18 protein-coding genes are annotated in these 20,790 nt (G+C 35.6%); 13 read left to right on the forward strand and 5 right to left on the reverse strand.

The genetic code is table 11. The features are described from left to right. The first annotated feature begins 265 nt into the window (after positions 1-265). From acnA to MKX67_RS11480, 8 genes are all read left to right on the forward strand, one after another. Complete coding sequence (gene acnA, locus MKX67_RS11445) at positions 266-2,974, forward strand: aconitate hydratase AcnA (protein WP_095373335.1); 2,709 nt, start codon at positions 266-268, stop codon at positions 2,972-2,974. Positions 2,975-3,175: 201 nt separating this feature from the next. Next, a complete protein-coding gene (locus tag MKX67_RS11450; RefSeq protein WP_095373334.1) occupies positions 3,176-3,592 on the forward strand; it encodes a hypothetical protein in 417 nt (138 codons plus the stop codon). A gap of 30 nt (positions 3,593-3,622) precedes the next feature. Further along, entirely contained in the window at positions 3,623-4,114 is a 492-nt protein-coding gene (locus MKX67_RS11455; RefSeq protein ID WP_095373333.1) for a TlpA disulfide reductase family protein, read from the forward strand. Between the two features lie 122 nt (positions 4,115-4,236). Continuing rightward, a complete protein-coding gene (locus MKX67_RS11460) occupies positions 4,237-4,374 on the forward strand; it encodes an FbpB family small basic protein (protein WP_095373332.1) in 138 nt (45 codons plus the stop codon). A gap of 60 nt (positions 4,375-4,434) precedes the next feature. After that, positions 4,435-4,578 carry an acid-soluble spore protein N gene (locus MKX67_RS11465; RefSeq protein ID WP_095373331.1) on the forward strand — a complete coding sequence of 48 codons (144 nt, stop codon included), beginning with the start codon at positions 4,435-4,437 and terminating at the stop codon, positions 4,576-4,578. A gap of 127 nt (positions 4,579-4,705) precedes the next feature. Then, positions 4,706-7,042: an AAA family ATPase gene (locus tag MKX67_RS11470; RefSeq protein ID WP_095373330.1), complete on the forward strand. Its 2,337-nt coding sequence runs from the start codon at positions 4,706-4,708 to the stop codon at positions 7,040-7,042. Then, complete coding sequence (locus MKX67_RS11475) at positions 7,011-7,427, forward strand: thioesterase family protein (protein ID WP_095373329.1); 417 nt, start codon at positions 7,011-7,013, stop codon at positions 7,425-7,427. Before MKX67_RS11470 ends, MKX67_RS11475 begins: the two co-directional genes overlap by 32 nt. Positions 7,428-7,444: 17 nt before the next feature. Beyond that, positions 7,445-7,738 (forward strand): hypothetical protein, encoded by a 294-nt coding sequence (locus MKX67_RS11480; RefSeq protein ID WP_307314047.1) that lies wholly within the window; start codon positions 7,445-7,447, stop codon positions 7,736-7,738. A 39-nt stretch (positions 7,739-7,777) separates the two neighbouring features. On the opposite strand, the gene MKX67_RS11485 is transcribed toward MKX67_RS11480, so the two are convergent. Together MKX67_RS11485 and MKX67_RS11490 are read right to left on the reverse strand one after the other, a co-directional pair. Continuing rightward, positions 7,778-8,068, reverse strand: a complete 291-nt coding sequence (locus tag MKX67_RS11485; protein ID WP_307314045.1) for a HesB/YadR/YfhF family protein — start codon at positions 8,066-8,068, stop codon at positions 7,778-7,780. Between the two features lie 87 nt (positions 8,069-8,155). Further along, positions 8,156-8,815, reverse strand: a complete 660-nt coding sequence (locus MKX67_RS11490; protein WP_095373327.1) for a GntR family transcriptional regulator — start codon at positions 8,813-8,815, stop codon at positions 8,156-8,158. A gap of 368 nt (positions 8,816-9,183) precedes the next feature. On the opposite strand from MKX67_RS11490, the gene brnQ (MKX67_RS11495) reads away from it, so the two are divergent. Both brnQ (MKX67_RS11495) and brnQ (MKX67_RS11500) read left to right on the forward strand, forming a co-directional pair. Beyond that, positions 9,184-10,530, forward strand: a complete 1,347-nt coding sequence (brnQ, locus tag MKX67_RS11495; protein WP_095373326.1) for a branched-chain amino acid transport system II carrier protein — start codon at positions 9,184-9,186, stop codon at positions 10,528-10,530. 383 nt (positions 10,531-10,913) lie between these two features. Next, positions 10,914-12,260 carry a branched-chain amino acid transport system II carrier protein gene (gene brnQ / locus MKX67_RS11500; protein WP_322909312.1) on the forward strand — a complete coding sequence of 449 codons (1,347 nt, stop codon included), beginning with the start codon at positions 10,914-10,916 and terminating at the stop codon, positions 12,258-12,260. 88 nt (positions 12,261-12,348) lie between these two features. Here the strand turns inward: brnQ (MKX67_RS11500) and MKX67_RS11505 are convergent, their stop codons facing one another. Together MKX67_RS11505 and plsY are read right to left on the reverse strand one after the other, a co-directional pair. Continuing rightward, positions 12,349-13,458, reverse strand: coding sequence for an ATP-binding protein (locus tag MKX67_RS11505; RefSeq protein ID WP_095373324.1), 1,110 nt, complete (start codon positions 13,456-13,458; stop codon positions 12,349-12,351). A 375-nt stretch (positions 13,459-13,833) separates the two neighbouring features. Further along, positions 13,834-14,436 (reverse strand): glycerol-3-phosphate 1-O-acyltransferase PlsY, encoded by a 603-nt coding sequence (gene plsY, locus MKX67_RS11510; protein ID WP_340974819.1) that lies wholly within the window; start codon positions 14,434-14,436, stop codon positions 13,834-13,836. Between the two features lie 314 nt (positions 14,437-14,750). On the opposite strand from plsY, the gene MKX67_RS11515 reads away from it, so the two are divergent. From MKX67_RS11515 to parC, 3 genes are all read left to right on the forward strand, one after another. After that, complete coding sequence (locus MKX67_RS11515; RefSeq protein ID WP_095373322.1) at positions 14,751-15,164, forward strand: CoA-binding protein; 414 nt, start codon at positions 14,751-14,753, stop codon at positions 15,162-15,164. 329 nt (positions 15,165-15,493) lie between these two features. Beyond that, positions 15,494-17,470 (forward strand): DNA topoisomerase IV subunit B, encoded by a 1,977-nt coding sequence (parE, locus tag MKX67_RS11520; protein WP_307314041.1) that lies wholly within the window; start codon positions 15,494-15,496, stop codon positions 17,468-17,470. Beyond that, positions 17,467-19,899, forward strand: a complete 2,433-nt coding sequence (parC, locus tag MKX67_RS11525; RefSeq protein ID WP_307314039.1) for a DNA topoisomerase IV subunit A — start codon at positions 17,467-17,469, stop codon at positions 19,897-19,899. Before parE ends, parC begins: the two co-directional genes overlap by 4 nt. A 287-nt stretch (positions 19,900-20,186) precedes the next feature. On the opposite strand, the gene MKX67_RS11530 is transcribed toward parC, so the two are convergent. Continuing rightward, complete coding sequence (locus MKX67_RS11530) at positions 20,187-20,729, reverse strand: DUF402 domain-containing protein (RefSeq protein ID WP_341055504.1); 543 nt, start codon at positions 20,727-20,729, stop codon at positions 20,187-20,189. Positions 20,730-20,790: the final 61 nt, after the last annotated feature.

The following is a 20,790-nucleotide window of genomic DNA, read 5'->3' on the forward strand; positions in this document are numbered from 1 at the left end:
ATAATAATTAAATGAAGTGTATTTCACACCGTAATTGATAACCTCTCTCAATTGCGGTGTTTTTATGTTTATCATATCATTTATTAGAAATACCATAAGAAAAACTTATCAATAACAATAACTTTCTTGTTATTTACTTATGTTGAATGTTGTATTATTATAGGAATTGTGAGAAAAGTGAGGATGGGTAAAAATTCAAACTTTTCGACTGATTACCATTAAGTGGTATTATAGTACTTTGTAGTTCGAATTAGGGGGTAATACTATGGCGAAAAATGATGTGTTTAATTCCCGTAAATCATTTGATGTAGATGGGAAACGTTATCATTACTATGACTTAGCAGCACTTGAAAATGCAGGTATAGGACAGGTATCTAAATTACCATATTCTATTAAAGTCCTACTTGAATCTGTACTACGTCAATATGACGGTCGTGTAATTACAAAAGAGCATGTTGAAAACTTAGCAAAATGGGGAACAGCAGATGTGAAGGAAGTGGATGTACCATTTAAACCTTCACGTGTTATCCTTCAAGACTTTACAGGTGTACCAGCAGTTGTAGACTTAGCTTCTTTAAGAAAAGCTATGGCTGATATGGGTGGAGATCCAGATATGATTAACCCTGAAAAACCAGTTGATCTTGTTATTGACCACTCTGTACAAGTTGATAAATATGGCACACCAGATGCACTAGATGCAAATATGGTTTTAGAATTTGAAAGAAACGCAGAACGTTACCAATTCTTAAGTTGGGCACAAAAAGCATTTGATAACTATCGTGCTGTTCCACCTGCGACAGGTATCGTTCACCAAGTAAACTTAGAATATCTTGCTGATGTTGTAATTGCAAATGAAACAACAGAAGGAGATTTTGAAGCATTCCCTGATACACTTGTTGGTACTGACTCTCATACAACGATGATTAATGGTATCGGTGTACTTGGTTGGGGTGTTGGTGGTATTGAGGCGGAAGCTGGGATGCTTGGACAGCCTTCATATTTCCCAGTTCCTGAAGTTGTTGGGGTGAAACTTGTTGGTGAGCTACCTAATGGAGCAACAGCTACTGACCTTGCCTTAAAAGTAACACAAGTTTTACGTACACACGGTGTTGTAGGTAAATTTGTGGAATTCTTCGGACCAGGTGTTCCTGCACTTCCACTAGCTGATCGTGCAACAATCGCGAACATGGCACCTGAATATGGTGCAACATGTGGATTCTTCCCAGTTGATGGTGAATCTTTAGAATACATGCGTCTAACTGGACGTAAAGAAGAACAAATCAAAGTTGTTGAAGCTTATTCTAAAGCAAATGGCTTATTCTTCGATCCTTCATTAGAACCAGTTTATACAGATGTAGTAGAAATTAACTTAGCTGATATTGAACCGAACCTTTCCGGTCCAAAACGTCCGCAAGATTTAATTCCGCTTTCTGCTATGAAAAAAGAATTTAATAAAGCTGTTACTGCTCCTCAAGGTAACCAAGGTTTTGGTTATGATGAGAAAGAGTTTGATAAAACAGCAACAGTTAACTTCAAAAATGGCGATTCTACGACAATGAAAACGGGTGCAGTTGCAATTGCTGCAATCACTAGCTGTACAAACACATCTAATCCTTATGTATTAGTTGGTGCAGGTCTTGTTGCGAAAAAAGCAGTAGAACTTGGTTTGGAAGTTCCTAAATATGTGAAAACATCTTTAGCACCAGGTTCAAAAGTTGTAACTGGATACTTAAATAACTCTGGTTTACTTCCTTATTTAGAGCAATTAGGATTTAACCTAGTAGGTTATGGATGTACAACGTGTATCGGTAACTCTGGTCCTTTAAAAGAAGAAATTGAAGAAGCGATTGCTGACAGTGATTTACTTGTTACTTCTGTTCTTTCTGGTAACCGTAACTTTGAAGGTCGTATCCATCCATTAGTGAAAGGTAACTACCTTGCTTCACCACCGTTAGTAGTTGCATACGCTCTAGCTGGAACAGTTGATGTTGATCTTCAACATGATGTTCTTGGTCAAGATAAAGATGGGAACGATGTATTCTTTAAAGACATCTGGCCAACAACTGAGGAAATCAATGCAGTCGTTAAACAAACGGTTACACCTGATTTATTCCGTGCTGAATATGAGCGTGTATTCGATGATAATGAGCGTTGGAATGAAATTAAAACAAGTAATGAACCATTATATACTTTCGATGAGTCATCTACTTATATCCAAAACCCACCATTCTTTGAAGGTTTAAAACCAGATCCAGAAGAAGTAAAACCATTAAATGGTTTACGTGTAGTTGGTAAATTTGGTGATTCTGTTACAACTGACCATATTTCTCCTGCAGGTGCAATCGGTAAAGATACACCAGCTGGTAAATACCTTCGCGAAAATGGCGTAGAAGTTCGTGACTTTAACTCTTATGGTTCTCGTCGTGGTAACCATGAAGTTATGATGCGTGGTACATTTGCTAATATCCGTATTCGTAACCAAATTGCACCAGGTACTGAAGGTGGATTCACAACGTACTGGCCAACTGGTGAAGTGACATCCATTTATGATGCATGTATGCAATATAAAGAAGATGGCACTGGATTAGTTGTACTTGCTGGTAAGGATTACGGAATGGGATCATCTCGTGACTGGGCAGCAAAAGGAACAAATTTACTCGGTATTAAAACAGTTATTGCCGAAAGCTATGAGCGTATTCACCGTTCTAACCTTGTGTTAATGGGCGTTCTACCACTTCAATTTAAAGCTGGTGAGAGTGCTGATACACTAGGATTAACTGGTAAGGAAACAATTAGTGTTGAAATTGGAGAAGACGTGAGACCTCGCGACTTTGTAAAAGTGACAGCAATTGCAGAAGATGGCACTATAACTACTTTTGAAGCACTTGTTCGTTTCGACTCTGAAGTGGAAATTGATTACTATCGTCATGGTGGTATCTTGCAAATGGTTCTTCGTAATCGATTGAAGAAATAATTGTAGCTTTCCTGCCCTCTACACCTCTAGATGTGTAGAGGGTTTTTAGTTTCCAAACTTCAACAAACTTCACCCCTTTTAGGAAGGAAATTGCCTCCATTCAATACACATAGAATCACGATGTGAAAGTTTAAAAAAACCTTAGAACTAAATGAAATGAGTAAAAATGATTGAGCATAGTAAAACAAAAGGAGATAACAATTGAAAGCATGGATGATTGGTCCGTTTTTAATTACTGTGAATCAGTTAAGTCTTGCGATAGCGTTTGTAATCACATATTTTCTTTTAAAAACTTTGTTTAAAGTTGATGGGAAGATAAAAGATGAAGTTAGTTCTAGTCTGGTGACTGGTCTAATTATTTTTCTCCTATGTTATAAAGGGCTACCACTAATAACGAGGTTTACAGATGTAATAAAAGACCCTCTTATAATTGTTTATTCAAATAGTGGACTGAAAGGTCTATTCTTCGCTTTAGTTATCATGGTAATTTATTTATTTATTAAAGCCTATCACTCGCATTTCTCTATGATTCAATGGATGCGTATCGCTTTTGTTTATTTATTTACGTATTTTCTTTCATTTTGGATGATCAGAACACTATATTTTCTTTTCTATTAGGAACAATAATGAAAGGAAGGAGTGTTCTAGTTGAAAAAAACCTTATTATTCCTTTGTTGCCTTTTACTATTTATCCCGCTAGAAACTGCAGCAGAAGATCAATTACCTGGTTTGAAGATCGGCACAAAAGCACCCGAATTTAAGCTTCAGACTATTGAAGGTAAAAATGTCAGTTTAACGGAATTTCGCGGAAAAAAAGTGATGCTCAATTTTTGGGCTACTTGGTGTGCGCCATGTAAACAAGAAATGCGTGATTTCCAATCATTTTATCAAAATAAAAAGGATACTAATATAGAGATCATTGCCATTAACATTGATACAAAAAGTAATGTCAGCAAATATGTTGAGCGATTAGGTATTACTTTTCCGGTTTTATTAGACGAGAATGATCAAGTAAATGAAATTTATCAAGTGATGGTAATACCAACTACTTATTTCATTGATGAAAAGGGCGTCATAAGGGATAAATACTATAGTGCTATGCCTTTATCATTAATTAAAGAAAAGTTAAAACAGTTTTAATCTATCTCTTTTATAATTCAATAACTAAGCCCATTATTAAATTTTCTAAAATTTGTAATAACTTTCTATTGAATGGGGCATACTGCTTATAAAATAGAAAGAAATGGTGGGTGAAGAATTTTATGAGAAAACCTAAAAGAAGAACGTTTGCTGATCTGGTATTAGAGAATAAGCTTCAATTAATGAAAGATCAGTCTGCAATGGATAAAATAGAAATGCGATTAGAAGAAAAACATGCTAGTCACCTAAAGGCAGAGTAGATTTTTACCTGACTATTTCACTTAACTTCCGAACATAATAAAATGAAGGAGGGATAAGTGATGGGTAATCCAAAAAAGAACAGTAAAGCTTTTGTCCCCAATCACCTTGGTACACAATCAAGAGGTTTTGGTGGCAATAAAGGTAAACAAATGCAGGATAAAACAGGCAAACAACCTGATGTGATTCAAACAAAAGGTGAATAAATGTCAAAAGGATGCTTAGGTAAGCCGTACCTAAGCATCCTTTTGTATGTAAGCGGCTTTACTTCAATATGAAGAAAAAAATATGGTATAGTTAGTTTAAACCATTGAATAAAGTGATGTGAATAGAATGAAACAAAAGAAAAAAACAGATATTGATAAAAATGGTTCCCAGCAAGTACATACTGAAAGAAATATATTTGAACAAATCTCTCGTTTAGATGAAAAAACGGATGCTGAACAATTATCAGAGTTGCTAACAGAAGCAGCGCAATTGTCTGCTATAAGGGACAAAACAGATGTTCAATTGCCAGTTGCATGGTTACAAAAGGCGATTGAATTATCACCGCAGAATCTCAGAGCAAAAGAAGCGCTCGCAGAAACAAAATGGATGATTAACAAAGAATTCATGGATCAACTTCAATATCCTATTATTCGTGAAACTGATAATCGTGCAACAAAAAAATATGCTGCAGAAGAAATGATAGCCATCACAAACCGTTTTATGCAACAAACTCATAAAGCAAAAGAACATTTAAAACGACAAAAAGAGGAACTACGTAAGTATAAAAATGATCAATTGAGTCCTTTTGTAAACGATTTATCTGCTATCCTCGAAGACGCTCTATCCATTGGCGGTGAATTAGTTGAGGTTGCCGAAGCATATGAGCAGTCGATATCTGGCGTATTTCATACAGCGATACATTATGATGAAGTAAAGAGAAAAATTGAGCAACTTTTGAAAGTGAAAGAAAAGTGGCAACAAAGAATTGAAGCCTACGAAATACAGAAAAAGCAACATGTGACTCCTTTAAATGAACTTGATGAAATGGTTGGTATGATAAATGTAAAGAAGAGAATTAAAGCTTATTATCAATTTTTACAGTATCAACATAGACGTCGTACTTTAGGTTTTAACCAGCGAGATCAAATGAGTCTCAATATGGTGATTACAGGGAATCCTGGAACAGGTAAAACAACTTTAGCGAGAACACTTGCGCGTATATACAATCATTTGGGTGTCTTACCAAGGGAGAATGTCATAGAAACTAATCGTTCACAATTAGTTGGTGCATATGTTGGGCAAACCGAAGAGAATGTTGGACAATTAGTCGAAAAAGCGCTAGGTGGAGTATTATTTATCGATGAGGCTTATACATTGAATCGATCAGATCAATCAAAGGACGATTATGGACAAGTAGCAATTGATACCCTTGTTTCGTTAATGACAAGTGAAAAGTATAGTGGACGATTGGCAGTAATATTGGCAGGCTATCCTGATGAAATGCGACAGTTTCTTGAAGTAAACCCGGGATTACGCAGTCGTTTCCCGCAAGCAAACCATCTCCATCTTTCAGATTACAATGACTACGAGTTGTTAGAGATAGGAAAGCGAATCGCTTTAAATAATGATTATGTGCTAACTAGTTCAGGAGAAAGGGCGTTGTTAAAGAGAATAGAAAGAGAGCGTGTTGATGATACCTTTGGTAACGCAAGAGCTGTACATGATGTCATTCTCGATGCGATATTTTCTAAAGGTATTAAGGGTGATCAAGCAGATATTAGAGAACTAACCATATTAGAAGAAGATGATTTTACCATCGATGAGGAAGAGTCTATTGATCAACCGCAGAAGCAACTGGATGAAATGATTGGATTGGAGCATGTTAAAGAAGAAGTAAAGACTTTAGTGTCATTTGTACAAGTACAGCATATGCGAGGGCAACAAGGATTACCGGCCATTCCTGTGCAGCTACACTCAGTTTTTACAGGGAATCCAGGTACTGGGAAAACGACGATAGCGAAAATCTTCGCACAATTATTAAAAGAATGCGGCTTGCTCAAACGGGGCCATCTTATTGTTTCGAGTAGAGCCGACTTTGTTGCTGGTTATATTGGCCAGACAGCATTAAAAACAAGAAAACTTATTCGCCAAGCATTAGGTGGTGTTTTGTTTATTGATGAAGCGTATTCTCTTTTATCTGATATCACTACTGATTTCGGAAAAGAAGTGATAGATACGCTTGTAGATGAAATGACTAAGCATAACGAAAACTTGGTAGTGATATTAGCAGGCTATCCAGTGGAAATGGAAAAGCTATTGGCAAGTAATCCTGGACTAAGGTCGCGTTTTAAAAAGTTTTTACATTTTCCGGACTATACTGCTGAAGAGATGCTGAAGATGATGAAAGCATTTTTAACAAGATATGAAATGAGTTTAACGAAGGCGGCCGAACAATTACTGCTGGAGTATTTTACGACTACAGTAACAGAAGGGAATGGTCGTTTAGTTGTGAATCTTGCTGAAGGGGCTATTCAGAATCAAGCAAGAAGAATTATGGAAGATTCACATACAAGTGAGTCATCGTTATCCACATTAACAGAGAGAGATTTTATAAATACAATTGGTCCGAATAGAAAGGAAGACAAGACTAGTGCTAGTTTCAACGAAAGAGATAGAAGTTAGATATGCGGAAACAGATCAAATGGGTGTGGTTTATCATGCCAATTATATTATTTGGATGGAACTAGGTCGAACGCAATTCGTAAAAGACCTAGGTTTTAATTATGCGGCATTAGAAGAACAAGGTGTATTATCACCTGTACTTGACATACAAGCATCTTATAAAAAACCTCTCCATTATGGAGAGACAGCTACAGTCAAGACTTGGGTAGAGGATTATGATGGTTTAAGGACAACTTATGGATATGAAATATATAACCAAGAAGGCATTCTCGCTGTTAGTGGGTCTTCATTACACACTTGTGTGAAGAAGGATAGTTTTCGACCGATTTCACTTCGGAGGAAGTTTCCAGATTGGCATGAAGCATACGAAAAAGCAAAGAAATAAAGAAAGAAGGCTTAAAAATGGCGTTCGGTATTACTAGGGTTGATGTAAGAAAGTGGAAATCTGATATAGATGCTGGAAAGATCGCCTTTCTTACTCATTATTGGCTTGATGATCGTTTTCCCACGTGTAAGACGGTCACGAAGGTGGGAGCGTCCGATTTGAATCAGCTCATTTTATGGGGGAAGAAGTACGGATTGAAGCCGGAGTGGATTCATCATCGTAAAGACGGATACTCTCATTTTGATTTATTAGGAGATAAACAAATTGAAATTATGAAGTTAGAGGGAAAAGAAGAGCATATTTGGAGATAATAAACATCACCCCTAGTTTTATAGAGCTAGGGGTGATGTTTATTTTTCATATTTATACTGCGGTTCGTTTAAGTCCTCGTCATATTGCACAATCAAATGATGATTATCGAAGTACCACAAGTCTTTTTCCTCGATAAAAAACTGGATACCGTCAGATTCTTTCGTAACGACAGGATTGACCGGTTCTTCATTAGAAATACCTAAAGAAAATCCTTGTTGTATCGGGCTTGAACCTCCATACCGGGCAAAAAAACGAACGTAATCTCCGGCAGTTAAAAGCATCTCATCTTTAAACCAGTTAATGGCTTTGTCACTCAATCGAATGTCCAAGGTCCCCACTCCTTTTATCTTTATAAGACTATTGTATACGAAAGCGAAACACACTGCTAAGATTTTGATTGGAAAGAGAAGGGAACCTTATTTATGCTCAGAAAAATATTCATTGATGGCACGAATCCAATTGATTCTTGTTACATCAGAGGCTGTTTGTTTGTCACCTGCTTCTAGCGCTTGTATGATCCGTTCATGCTCGTCGATAGATGATTCTGTTAAGATAATGGCTTTGTAATAGTAAAGTCTCATAACGTGAGGTTGGAGACCTTCAATCGCCTGAGTTATATAAGGGTTTTTTGTTTCATCTACTATTAATTGATGGAACTCTTCGTCATATTTAAGAGCAGAGAATGAATCCTCAGTTTTAATAGCTTCAGCAAATTTCTGATTAATTTCTTTTAAACGATTAATTACCTCTTGCCCCAGATTGCCTGCTACTAATTCAGAAGACAATGCTTGCAGGACACTTAATGGAGGAAGGATTTTCGTTATATCTTCGTGATTTACTGCAGTAACTTGTGTCCCTACACCCGGATACATTTCTACAAATCCTTGGGAATTTAATAATTGTAATGCTTCTCTAATGGGTGTTCTGCTGACTCCTAAAGCTTCCGCAAGATCAGCATCATTCAGCTTTTCTTTTGGTTTTAACGTGCCATCAATAATCCATTCTTGAATTTGCAAGAATGCTCGTTTTTTAGCTGAAAGTCGTTGTGGAGTTGAAAAATTACTTGGAATTGGCATAATATACCACCTTTGCGTATCAAATATCTGTAAATTACTCTGTTAGTATAGTGTGATTTTTCAAAATTGCTGAAAGAAATCCGGAAATATTCTATCCATATTAGTAATATATAGAAAAAATTATATAATAATATAGTTTTTAATGCAATATATCACCTTTTCCGTTAGTTTCTTAAGATAATTTATTGTGTTCATTATAGTGATATGTTATCTTATTAATGCAATATATTAACGGGAATTAGATAAGTGACAGAATTTTTAAAAATTATTTCAGAATATTTAATTTTATGAAGAATAAATATTCTGAAAAATACTAGCGGTGAAAAAATCATCTGCTAGTTGTAATTGAGAGGGGTAAACTTGTAAATATGAATCAAAAATCTTCAAATTCTTATGTGGTTGTATTAGGTTTAATGTTATTCTCTTTGTTCTTTGGAGCGGGTAATTTAATATTCCCGATTATGATGGGGCAAGAAGCGGGTACAAATGTTTGGGCAGCGACAGCTGGGTTTATTATAACTGGTGTGGGACTGCCATTATTAGCTGTTGTTGCTCTTGGCTTTTCAGGTAAGAGTGATTTGCAATCGCTTGCAAGTCGAGTGAATCCAACATTTGGACTGATTTTCGCTATTATATTGTATTTAGCTATTGGTCCATTATTTGCCATTCCGAGAGCAGGAAGTGTTTCATTTGAAATTGGAATTCGACCATTATTGCCAGAATCTTCACTGACGATTGGTTTATTAATATTCTCAATCTGCTTCTTTGGTGTTGCGACGATATTATCATTAAATTCATCAAAGATTGTTGATATTGTTGGTAAATATTTAACGCCTATTAAAATTAGCTTTATACTACTATTAATTCTTGTTGCTGTTTTTAATCCTCTAGGATCTTTTGGGGAGCCAACAGAAGCTTATTCACAACACTCATTCTTTAATGGCTTCTCAGAAGGCTATTTAACTATGGATGTACTGGCTGCATTTGTCTTTGGTGTAATTGTTATTAATGCACTGCGGGCAAAAGGTATAGAGTCAAATCGCTCTATTATGTTTGCTACGATGAAGGCTGGTTTGATTGCTGCGGTTTTATTAGCATTCTTTTATAGTGCGATGGCTTATATGGGTGCTAGTAGTGTTGCGGAATTAGGTATCCTTGAAAATGGTGGAGCTGTTCTCTCGGGTGTTGCCTATGCATATTTTGGCTCTTATGGAGGAATCGTTCTAAGTGCTGTTATGATTATTGCTTGTATGACAACAAGTGTAGGTTTGATCAGTTCATGTGCTAGCTATTTTAATAAGATCATGCCTAAATTTTCCTATAAGACATATGTAATTGCATTTGCTATTTTCAGTACTGCAGTTGCGAACTTTGGTTTAACAGAGTTAATAGCTATTTCTGTTCCAGTACTTACAGCGATTTATCCTTTGGCGATTTTATTATTAATTTTAACATTTTTCCATCAGTTTTTTAATGGGAAGAAGACTGTCTATCAAGTAAGTATGATTTTAACGTTTATTGTTAGTGTTTTTGACGGTTTAAAAGAAGCAGGAGTTCAAATAGAGCCTGTTTATCATTTATTCGCAAACATTCTTCCGTTGTATGAAGTGGGATTAGGTTGGATTGTACCAGCTATCATTGGTGTGATTTTAGGTATTGTAATAGATCTGTTTAAAAGAGAGACAAAGATAAAAGAGAATGAAGAAGTAATTTAACTGTTTTTTACCCTTACAAAAGATTTTCCTTTTGTAAGGGTTTTTTTATGTAACCTATAATAATATTCACTATTTTTTTGATAACTAGAAGGATTATTCTTAGTCATTCCAATCAAGAATGTAAAATTATCGAGGTCTCTACTAGTAAATTAAGTAAGAATAATTCTATTAATATATTACATATGACTATATTTTTTTAAAATAATATATTGCATTCATTACATGGATATGTTACTTTAATAATGCAATATATTGCTTGAATTTTTTCAGAGATTGTAATTCATACAATATTATATTTAAATATGAATTTTCTGAAGAATTAGTAAATTATAGTAATTGAAGATTGTTAACTACAACAGTAGAGGCAGAAGGGGGTAGAAGATATGAATCAAAAGGTTCCGTCTTCTTATATTATTGCAGTAGGATTTATGTTATTTTCATTATTTTTCGGTGCTGGGAACTTAATTTTTCCAGTAATGATGGGTCAAGAAGCAGGAACGAACGTATGGGCCGCAGTAGCGGGCTTTATTATAACAGGTGTTGGTCTTCCTTTATTGGGTGTAATCGCTTTAGGTTATTCTGGTAAAAGTGACTTGCAATCGCTTGCAAGTCGTGTAAGTCCACTCTTTGGTCTACTTTTTACAGTTGTTCTATATTTATCTATCGGACCATTATTTGCGATACCAAGAACTGGTACGGTCTCTTATGAAATTGGTATTAGACCATTCATTTCTGATGAATGGAGTACGATTGGATTAGTTATCTTCTCTATCATCTTCTTTGGAATTACCGCATTCTTCTCTCTGAATGCATCGAAAATTGTTGATATTGTTGGTAAAGTTTTAACACCTATTCTACTATTATTTATTTTAATTTTAATTGTAGTAGCATTTGTTAATCCACTAGGATCTCTACAAGCACCAAGTGAGGCATATACTGTTAACTCTTTCTTTAACGGCTTTACTGAAGGTTACTTAACAATGGATGCCCTTGCTGCTTTCGTATTCGGAATTATCGTAATTGATGCCATTCGTTCTAAAGGCGTTCAATCAACTAAAGTAGTGATGCTTTCAGTGATTAAAGCAGGATTAATTTCAGCCGGTTTGCTTGCTGTGATATATGGCTCACTTTCTTATATTGGTGCTAGTAGTGTTTCTCAATTAGGTATATTAGGAAACGGTGGGGCGGTTTTATCTCAAGTTTCCGGGCATTATTTTGGCTCATTTGGAGGAGTTATACTAAGTGTGATTGTCATTGCCGCATGCTTAACGACTAGTATTGGTTTAATCTCTTCATGTGCAGCTTATTTTAGTAAAATCATGCCTAAAGTCTCCTATAATACGTTTGTTATTGTTTTCTCAGTATTTAGTGCAGCGATTGCTAATTTTGGATTAAGTCAATTGATTGCTATTTCAGTACCGGTATTAACAGCTATTTATCCATTAGCGATTGTATTATTAATCCTTACGTTTTTACACCCGTTGTTTAATGGTAAGAAATCTGTTTACCAAATGAGTATGTTATTTACGTTTATTATTGGTATCTTTGATGGCTTTAAAGCAGCAGGATATACGATTACCTCAGTAGATAATCTATTCACTAGTATTCTTCCATTATATGATGTAGGGTTAGGTTGGTTAGTACCTGCATTTTTAGGAGCGGTTCTAGGAATAATCATTGGTTTATTTCAAAATAAAAAGGTTGAGGATGAAAAAGAACAATTAATTTAATAAGAAAAAAAGCCTCCGACTAAAACGGAGGCTTCTTTTTTTTGCTATAAAACGATGCCAGATCATTCGGATATGTGAAGTTAATCTCTCAATTGCTGTATGTATTTTCTTTATCTAGCGGTAAAGTAATCTTAATCGTTGTACCAACATTCATTTCAGATGAAATGTTAATCCAGCCATTATGTTGTTCGATAATTCTTTTACAAATGGATAACCCAATGCCTGTGCCCGTCGATTTAGTAGAATAAAAAGGTTGAAAAAGCTTTTCTAATGTCTCTTCATTCATTCCGAAACCAGTATCCTTTATAACGATTAAACATGTTTCAGCTGTCCTTCTAACAGAGATATTAATCGTATTTTCTTGATGCTGCTCTTGTGTATCAAATGATTCCAGTGCATTTTTAATTAAGTTGACTAGTACTTGTTTTAATTGTTTGGCATTACCATAAATATATGGATCGTCTTTTGATAATTGGAAGGAGAGTGCAGTATTCTTTAAAATCGCTTCACTCTGAAACAACAGGAAAGTATCGTGAACAAGTTTATTAATAGAAATACGTTCTTTAATATTGTCTGTTGGCTTTGCTGCATTTAGAAACTCATGAATAATATCATTGGCACGATTAATCTCATCTAGAGCAATATCAACATATTGATTTTTCCCTGACTCATTGAGATAGGGTTTTAACAATTGTAAAAAACCTTTAACTGTTGTAAGCGGGTTACGTATTTCATGTGCCATCGATGCTGCAAGTGTACTTAAATTTTGTGCGTACTCATTTGTGAAATTAGCTTCATTAATCTGAGACGCAGTTTCATGAATGATTTTCTTTTTTTCATTTAGTTCTAAGCTAAATCTGAGGAGTTTCTGCTCTAATTGTTGTGTTTGATAATTATGATCAGTAGATAATGAATGAAATAAGGGGTAGCAAAATAAATGACATGATTCTTCCTCAGGAATCGTATAGACGCGATAATTGTGATAACCGTTTCCGAAAAATAGCTGTAAATTAAGAACTGCTTTTTTCTTGCGTATTTCATTAAATTGTTCGACATCTTCGTAATTCATTAATTGTGTGAATGGGGTACCAATGATTGTATGCTGATTAACTATAGATGTTGAAACCACGTGATTATTGTTGTCAATTAAGAAGTATGGAAATGGTAGTTCTTTTAAGACAATCTCAGTTAATTTCATTTCTTATCATCCTTACCATTGTTTGTCATGTGGAAGTAGTATCTAATGTCATTCTCTTTTATTCTATTAGAAGAAATTGCATTATATGTTAGAAAAACATGTATATTGAGAAAAAAACACGAATCATCTCTACTTTTCTTGTTATGTATATGAGTTAAAATGTCATATTTTTAATTAAATCGCAATGATGGACTTATTAATCTTATCATACCAAAGTCATTCAATGGCTTTCAATCACCGTTTTCATTCGTTAAAGGAATTTTTTAGGAATTGTAAAAAAGATAGATTACTAGAAAAAATTATAGCTTCGATCTACCTAGTATAGAAATGAATAAATAAGAAAAGACAGCATTCTATAACGCTGTCTTTTGAATGTTAACTTTTCTTTTTAAATAAATTGACTTTTGGTTCGGTTTTATTGATAATCCTTTTAATATTTGTACGATGTCGATAAATGATGAACAATGTCATTAAGGCAATCACTATGATTAAAATTGAATCACCAAGAATGAGTGAATAAATCAATCCTGCAATACCAGCAATCATTGATGATAATGAAACATATTTAGTAGTGAGAAGTGAGATGAAAAATACAGCTAATATTACCACAAACATGACGGGCACGAACGCCAGCACAACACCTGCAGATGTAGCAACAGCTTTACCACCTTTGAATCCTGCAAATATCGGGTACATATGGCCAATAACAGCAAAAATTCCTATAATTACTGTATGTATATCTATATCAAAGAAGATTGGTAATAATCCAGCAGCTATGGTACCTTTCAGGATATCGGCCAGTGTAACGGTAAAACCTGCTTTTTTTCCTAGCGTTCGGAAAGTGTTTGTCCCACCAAGATTACCACTACCATGCTCACGAATATCAATGCCATAAAACACTTTACCAATGATTAATCCAGATGGAATGGAACCAATTAAATAAGCAATAAGAAAAACGATGATTACTTCAAATGTCATAAACTCTCCCCCACGGAATAAAAATACAGTTCTTATATTGTACCACGTAAATAAGTGAATGTACTATGTTGCTTTTAAATTATCTTTTCAATTGCAAAGATTACCCTAGTATGAAACGAATGTTAAATAGATATATGATTAAAATTAGTAGAAAAGAACTTTTTTGTTAAGTGGATTACGTGATATTTAGCGAAAAGGAAAGCTTTATAAAAAAGATGAAGCTGTATGTCAGAAAGAACAGCATTGCGATCTATTCGCATTTATACTTTAATTCAGATAAAATAGTGTAGAGTTCAAAATAAGAGGTGAATGTATTGAGTATAGAAAACCCATCAAGAACTGAAATCGGAAAGATGTTAAAACAAGCAAAGAGGATTGCCGTCGTAGGTTTAAGTGATAAACCTAATCGTACATCCTATATGGTGAGTGAAGCCATGCAAAAAAGTGGTTACGAAATCATCCCTGTTAATCCCAAAGTTAAGGAAGTATTAGGTGTAAAAGCGGTTGCATCATTAGCTGAAATAGAAGGCAAAGTGGATATTGTTAATGTCTTTAGACGTTCGGAATATTTGCCAAGTCTTGCGAGTGAATTTCAAAATATTGATTGTCCCATTTTTTGGACTCAGCTAGGTGTTGTAGATGAAGACGTATTTCAGCAGTTAAGTGATGCTGGTTATACCGTGATCATGGATCGATGCATTAAAGTAGAGCATGCGCTAACAAAATAACATTTGTAGCATGGGATCATGACATTGATTTCATGCTTTTTCTTTCATATGCGGTTTAGACGTATAAATATGATATAATGATTAGAACGTTTGTTCTTATTCACCTATTGCAACAGTATATACATGACCTTAATGCATGTTACAATGGGGAACATATATGCATACGACTCGCATGATAAGAAGGAATATAGTGAATAAGAATGGAATAATAAACCGATATCTATTGTAGAGAGGTGCATAAAGGCGCGGTTATGATATAATCAAACTCTATTGCCGACTCGGATTGATAGACAATAGATGGTTTTTGAAGAGATGAAAGGGGAATGCTTGTGGCAAAAAATCAGGAAGTATTTGACTATAATGATGATGCCATACAAGTACTTGAGGGATTAGAAGCTGTAAGAAAACGTCCCGGAATGTACATTGGAAGTACGGATGCAAGAGGGCTACACCATCTTGTATACGAAATAGTCGATAACGCTGTAGATGAAGCACTTGCAGGTTTCGGCGATCATATCATTGTCAAAATACATAAAGACAATTCAATTAGTGTTCAAGATAAAGGTCGAGGAATGCCGACCGGAATGCACAAGATGGGCAAACCTACAACCGAAGTCATATTGACTGTGTTGCACGCTGGAGGAAAGTTTGGCCAAGGTGGATACAAAACAAGTGGTGGACTTCATGGTGTAGGTGCTTCAGTTGTTAACGCCTTATCACAATGGTTAGTCGTTAAAATTAAACGCGATGGACTTGTTTATGAACAGCGGTTTGAAAACGGCGGAAAGCCAGTAACCACGCTTGAGAAGGTTGGTAAAACGAATCAAGTAGGGACAACGATCCACTTTAAACCAGATCCGACAATTTTCTCAACAACTACATATAATTTTGAAGTGCTAAGTGAACGATTACGTGAATCCGCTTTTCTCTTAAAAGGGATGAAAATCGAGATAACGGATGAACGTCATGATCTTAAAGAGATTTATCATTATGAAAATGGGATTGAAGCATTTGTTCAGTACCTAAATGAAGAAAAAGATACGCTCCATCCAGTAGTTAGTTTTGAAGGGGAGCATAATGGTATTGAAGTTGATTTTGCCTTCCAATTTAATGATGGTTTTTCAGAAAATGTCCTTTCTTTTGTTAATAATGTTCGTACGAAAGATGGAGGGACACATGAAGCTGGAGCTAAAACAGCGATGACTAGGGTGTTCAATGAATATGCCCGTAAAGTTCAGCTTCTAAAAGAGAAAGATAAGAACTTAGAAGGAACTGATTTACGAGAAGGTTTTGCGGCGATTGTCTCAGTACGTGTACCCGAAGAACTGTTACAATTTGAAGGACAAACAAAGGGCAAGCTCGGAACAAGCGAAGCGCGTTCAGCTGTCGATGCTGTTGTATCAGAGTATCTCTCTTACTTCCTTGAAGAAAATCCAGATACAAGCTCTTTATTAATTAAGAAAGCAATTAGAGCTTTTCAAGCAAGAGAAGCAGCACGTAAAGCAAGGGAAGACGCTAGAGGCGGAAAGAAGAAGAAACGGGCTGAAGCGGTTCTGTCAGGGAAATTGACACCTGCTCAATCACGTAACCCAGAAAGAAACGAATTATATTTAGTAGAAGGTGACTCTGCGGGTGGTTCAGCAAAGCAGGGGCGCGATAGAAGGTTTCAAGCAGTATTGCCATTAAGAGGTAAAGTAATAAATACTGAAAAGGCAAAGCTCGCAGATATCTTTAAAAATGAAGAGATAAACACGATTATACACGCTGTTGGAGCGGGTGTCGGTGGTGACTTTACGATTGAAGATATTAATTACGATAAAGTGATTATTATGACGGATGCTGATACCGATGGAGCCCATATTCAAGTGCTCTTACTGACCTTCTTCTACCGCTATATGAAACCGTTACTAGAAGCAGGTAGAGTCTATATTGCTTTACCACCATTGTACAAAGTGAGTAAAGGTTCTGGAAAGAAAGAAGTAATAGAGTATGCATGGAGTGATGAAGAGCTTCCTGATACGATTAAAAAGGTTGGTAAAGGCTATATTATTCAGCGTTATAAAGGACTTGGTGAGATGAATGCTGACCAATTATGGGAAACAACGATGGATCCAGAAACGAGAACGCTCATCCGTGTGAAAATTGATGACGCTGCGAGAGCGGAACGTAGAATTACCACTTTAATGGGTGATAAAGTTGAACCACGGAGGAAATGGATTGAAACAAATGTCGCATTCGGATTAGAAGAAGATGGCAGCATTTTAGAAAATGAAAACATTTCGACGCTTGAGGAGTTAGATTCATGAACAAAGCAGAACAATTTCGTGATCTGCCGTTAGAAGATGTCCTTGGTGACCGATTTGGCAGATATAGTAAATATATTATACAAGATAGAGCATTACCTGATGCGAGAGACGGGCTTAAGCCCGTGCAGCGTCGTATCTTATATGCCATGCATGTTGAAGGTAATACGCATGATAAAGGTTTTAGAAAATCGGCAAAAACGGTCGGTAATGTGATTGGTAATTTTCACCCACATGGTGACTCCTCTGTATATGATGCCATGGTGCGTATGAGTCAAGATTGGAAGTTGCGCAAGCTTCTTATTGAAATGCACGGCAATAATGGTAGTATCGATAATGATCCACCTGCTGCGATGAGGTATACAGAGGCGAGATTATCTTCTATTTCTTCTGCACTCTTAAATGATATTGAAAAAAGAACGGTTGATTTTATTCCGAACTTTGATGATACTTCGAATGAACCAACCGTTTTACCAGCTAGTTATCCCAACTTACTTGTAAATGGATCAACAGGGATTTCTGCCGGATATGCAACGGAAATCCCACCTCATCATCTTGGAGAAGTTATTGATGCTGTTATTCATCGTATGGATCGTCCACAAAGTACTGTCGATGATTTAATGCAGTATATAAAAGGACCTGATTTTCCTACCGGTGGAATCATACAAGGTGTAGAAGGCATTAAGAAAGCCTATGAAACGGGCAAAGGTAAAATTATTATCCGTGGTAAAGTAGATTTCGAGGATATTCGTGGTGGTAGAAAGCAAATAGTCATTACTGAAATCCCTTATGAAGTAAATAAAGCGAACTTAGTGAAGAAAATGGATGAATTTCGCTTCGATCGTAAAATCGAAGGAATCGCTGAAGTCCGTGATGAAACGGATCGTACAGGGCTAAGAATTGTCGTTGAATTAAAGAAGGATGCTGACCCACAAGGGGTTTTACATTATTTATATAAATATACTGATCTGCAAATCCCGTATAACTTTAATATGGTGGCTATTCATAACCGTCATCCGAAAACGATGGGTCTAGTCCCCCTACTAGATGCCTACATTGACCATCGAAAAGAGGTTGTCACACGTAGAACACAATTCGATTTAGAAAAGGCTCAAACACGTCAGCATATCGTTGAAGGCCTAATCAAGGCATTATCTATATTAGACGAAGTCATTGCGACGATTCGTGCTTCAAAAGATAAGCGTGACGCGAAAGAGAATTTAATGAGAGAGTATCAATTTACAGAGCCTCAAGCAGAAGCGATCGTCTCATTACAACTATATCGTTTGACGAATACAGATATCACTGCATTGCGTGCAGAAGCAGAGGAATTAGCGGCCAAAGTAGAGGAACTCACATCGATTCTTGCCAGTGACAAGAAACTCGCATCAGTGATTAAAAAAGAACTTCGTGAAGTGAAGAAGAAATTTGAAGACAATAGAAGAACAGTAATTGAAGCAGAAATAGAAGAAATTAAAATTAACCTAGAAGTTCTTGTAGCAAATGAAGATGTGATTGTTACTGTCACAAGAGATGGGTATATTAAGCGGACAAGCCAGCGTTCTTATTCAGCTTCAAATGGACAAGATTTAGCGATGAAGGAATCCGACCGTTTATTAACAAAGCTAGAGATGAATACAACGGATGTTCTACTTCTATTTACGAATAAAGGCAGCTACTTATATTGTCCTGTGCACCAATTACCTGACATCCGCTGGAAGGACATGGGTCAACATATTGCCAATATCATTGCCATCGATCGTGATGAATGTATCATTCACGCAATCCCTATTACTGATTTTGAACAAGAGAATGCAACATTATTATTTATTACGAAAAACGGTATGGTGAAGAAAACCGAATTAAAATCATATAAAGCTCAACGCTTTTCAAAAGCGCTCGTTGCACTTAACCTAAAAGGTGATGATGAGGTTGTCGATGTTCACCTAACACATGGCGAGCATGATGTGTTTCTCACAACTCATTTAGGTTATGGTCTCAGGTTTCATGAGAAAGAAGTAAACTTAGTAGGCCCAAGAGCTGCGGGTGTAAAAGGAATCAATCTAAAAGATGATGACTATGTTGTTTCTGGAAAAATGATTAGTAATGAGAAAGAAGAAGCAGTTGTCATTGCGACGCAACGCGGGGCAGTGAAAAAAATGAAACTGCAAGAGTTTGAACAAACATCAAGGGCAAAACGAGGTGTAGTGATGTTACGCGAATTGAAAAAACATCCGCATCGCATTGTTGGTATGGTTATAACAAATAATCATGAAACAGCATTTGTTGAAAGTGAAAAAGGGACAATTGAGTCCATAGCAATGAATGAACTTAGATACAATGATCGCTACTCCAACGGATCGTTTATATTAGATGAAGAAGAAAATGGTGCAATTATTCATTTATGGACTGAGACAAAGGAACAAACATAAACGATTTCTTCAAAAAGTTGAAAGGTTGTATTTAACTTAATGACACATTATTAAAAAAGTACACACTCATAAAAGTGATGTACTTTTTTAATGTGCATTATCATTCTTTTAGTTGATCATTTTAGTATTGAAAAAACACTGAAGGCATCCCTCTAACGTTTCTTGGTCAACAGGGAAGATTACTGTGTAAAGTAAATAATTTTTTTATTAATGTTAAGTCTTCTAGTTATCTAATCTTCATGATTAATGAACGGAAATAGACAGAACTTCTGTTCATTTAATCGTAGTTACTTCAAAATTTTAGATAGAATTTTTTTATGGGTGTTCGACAATTTTAACAAATTAAAGTTTCCAGCTCTAACTAAACTTTTAATGATTTTTACTTCTTTCCAAGCTAAATCATATAGAGGTTGATTAATAATACTATTTTTTAGCGCATCTTCAAGTTCGTCGTCATCCAAAACATATAATTCCCCGGTTGGTAATATAACAATATCTAAGAATAAATCGTCCATCCATGGAATATTATTGTCTATTCCATAATGGAGGCATATGTCTATATACCACTGAATGATATTCCCTTTAGAATCGAACATCGTAGTTACTGTATGGTTTTTTCTTAAAGGAAATTGTTGAAGCCACATATATCCATCATCCACTATACATAATTTCTTTCTCCCATAACTTACACATAATGGTGATGTAACGGATAGTGCATGTAATAAAGTTATGTGACCCTTAAAGTTTTTGGTATTGAGGAAAGCCTGTGAATATTTCCTTTTATCAATTCTTTTCCAATCTGAACGATCTCCGAACTTCCTCTTTAGCATCATCATCCCCCACGCAAGTTTTTATGCGAATTATAGCATTTGATTGTAACGAGTTTACTTA

Source organism: Cytobacillus sp. FSL W7-1323, assembly GCF_038595015.1.
GTDB classification, from domain to species: Bacteria; Bacillota; Bacilli; order Bacillales; family Cytobacillaceae; genus Cytobacillus; species Cytobacillus kochii.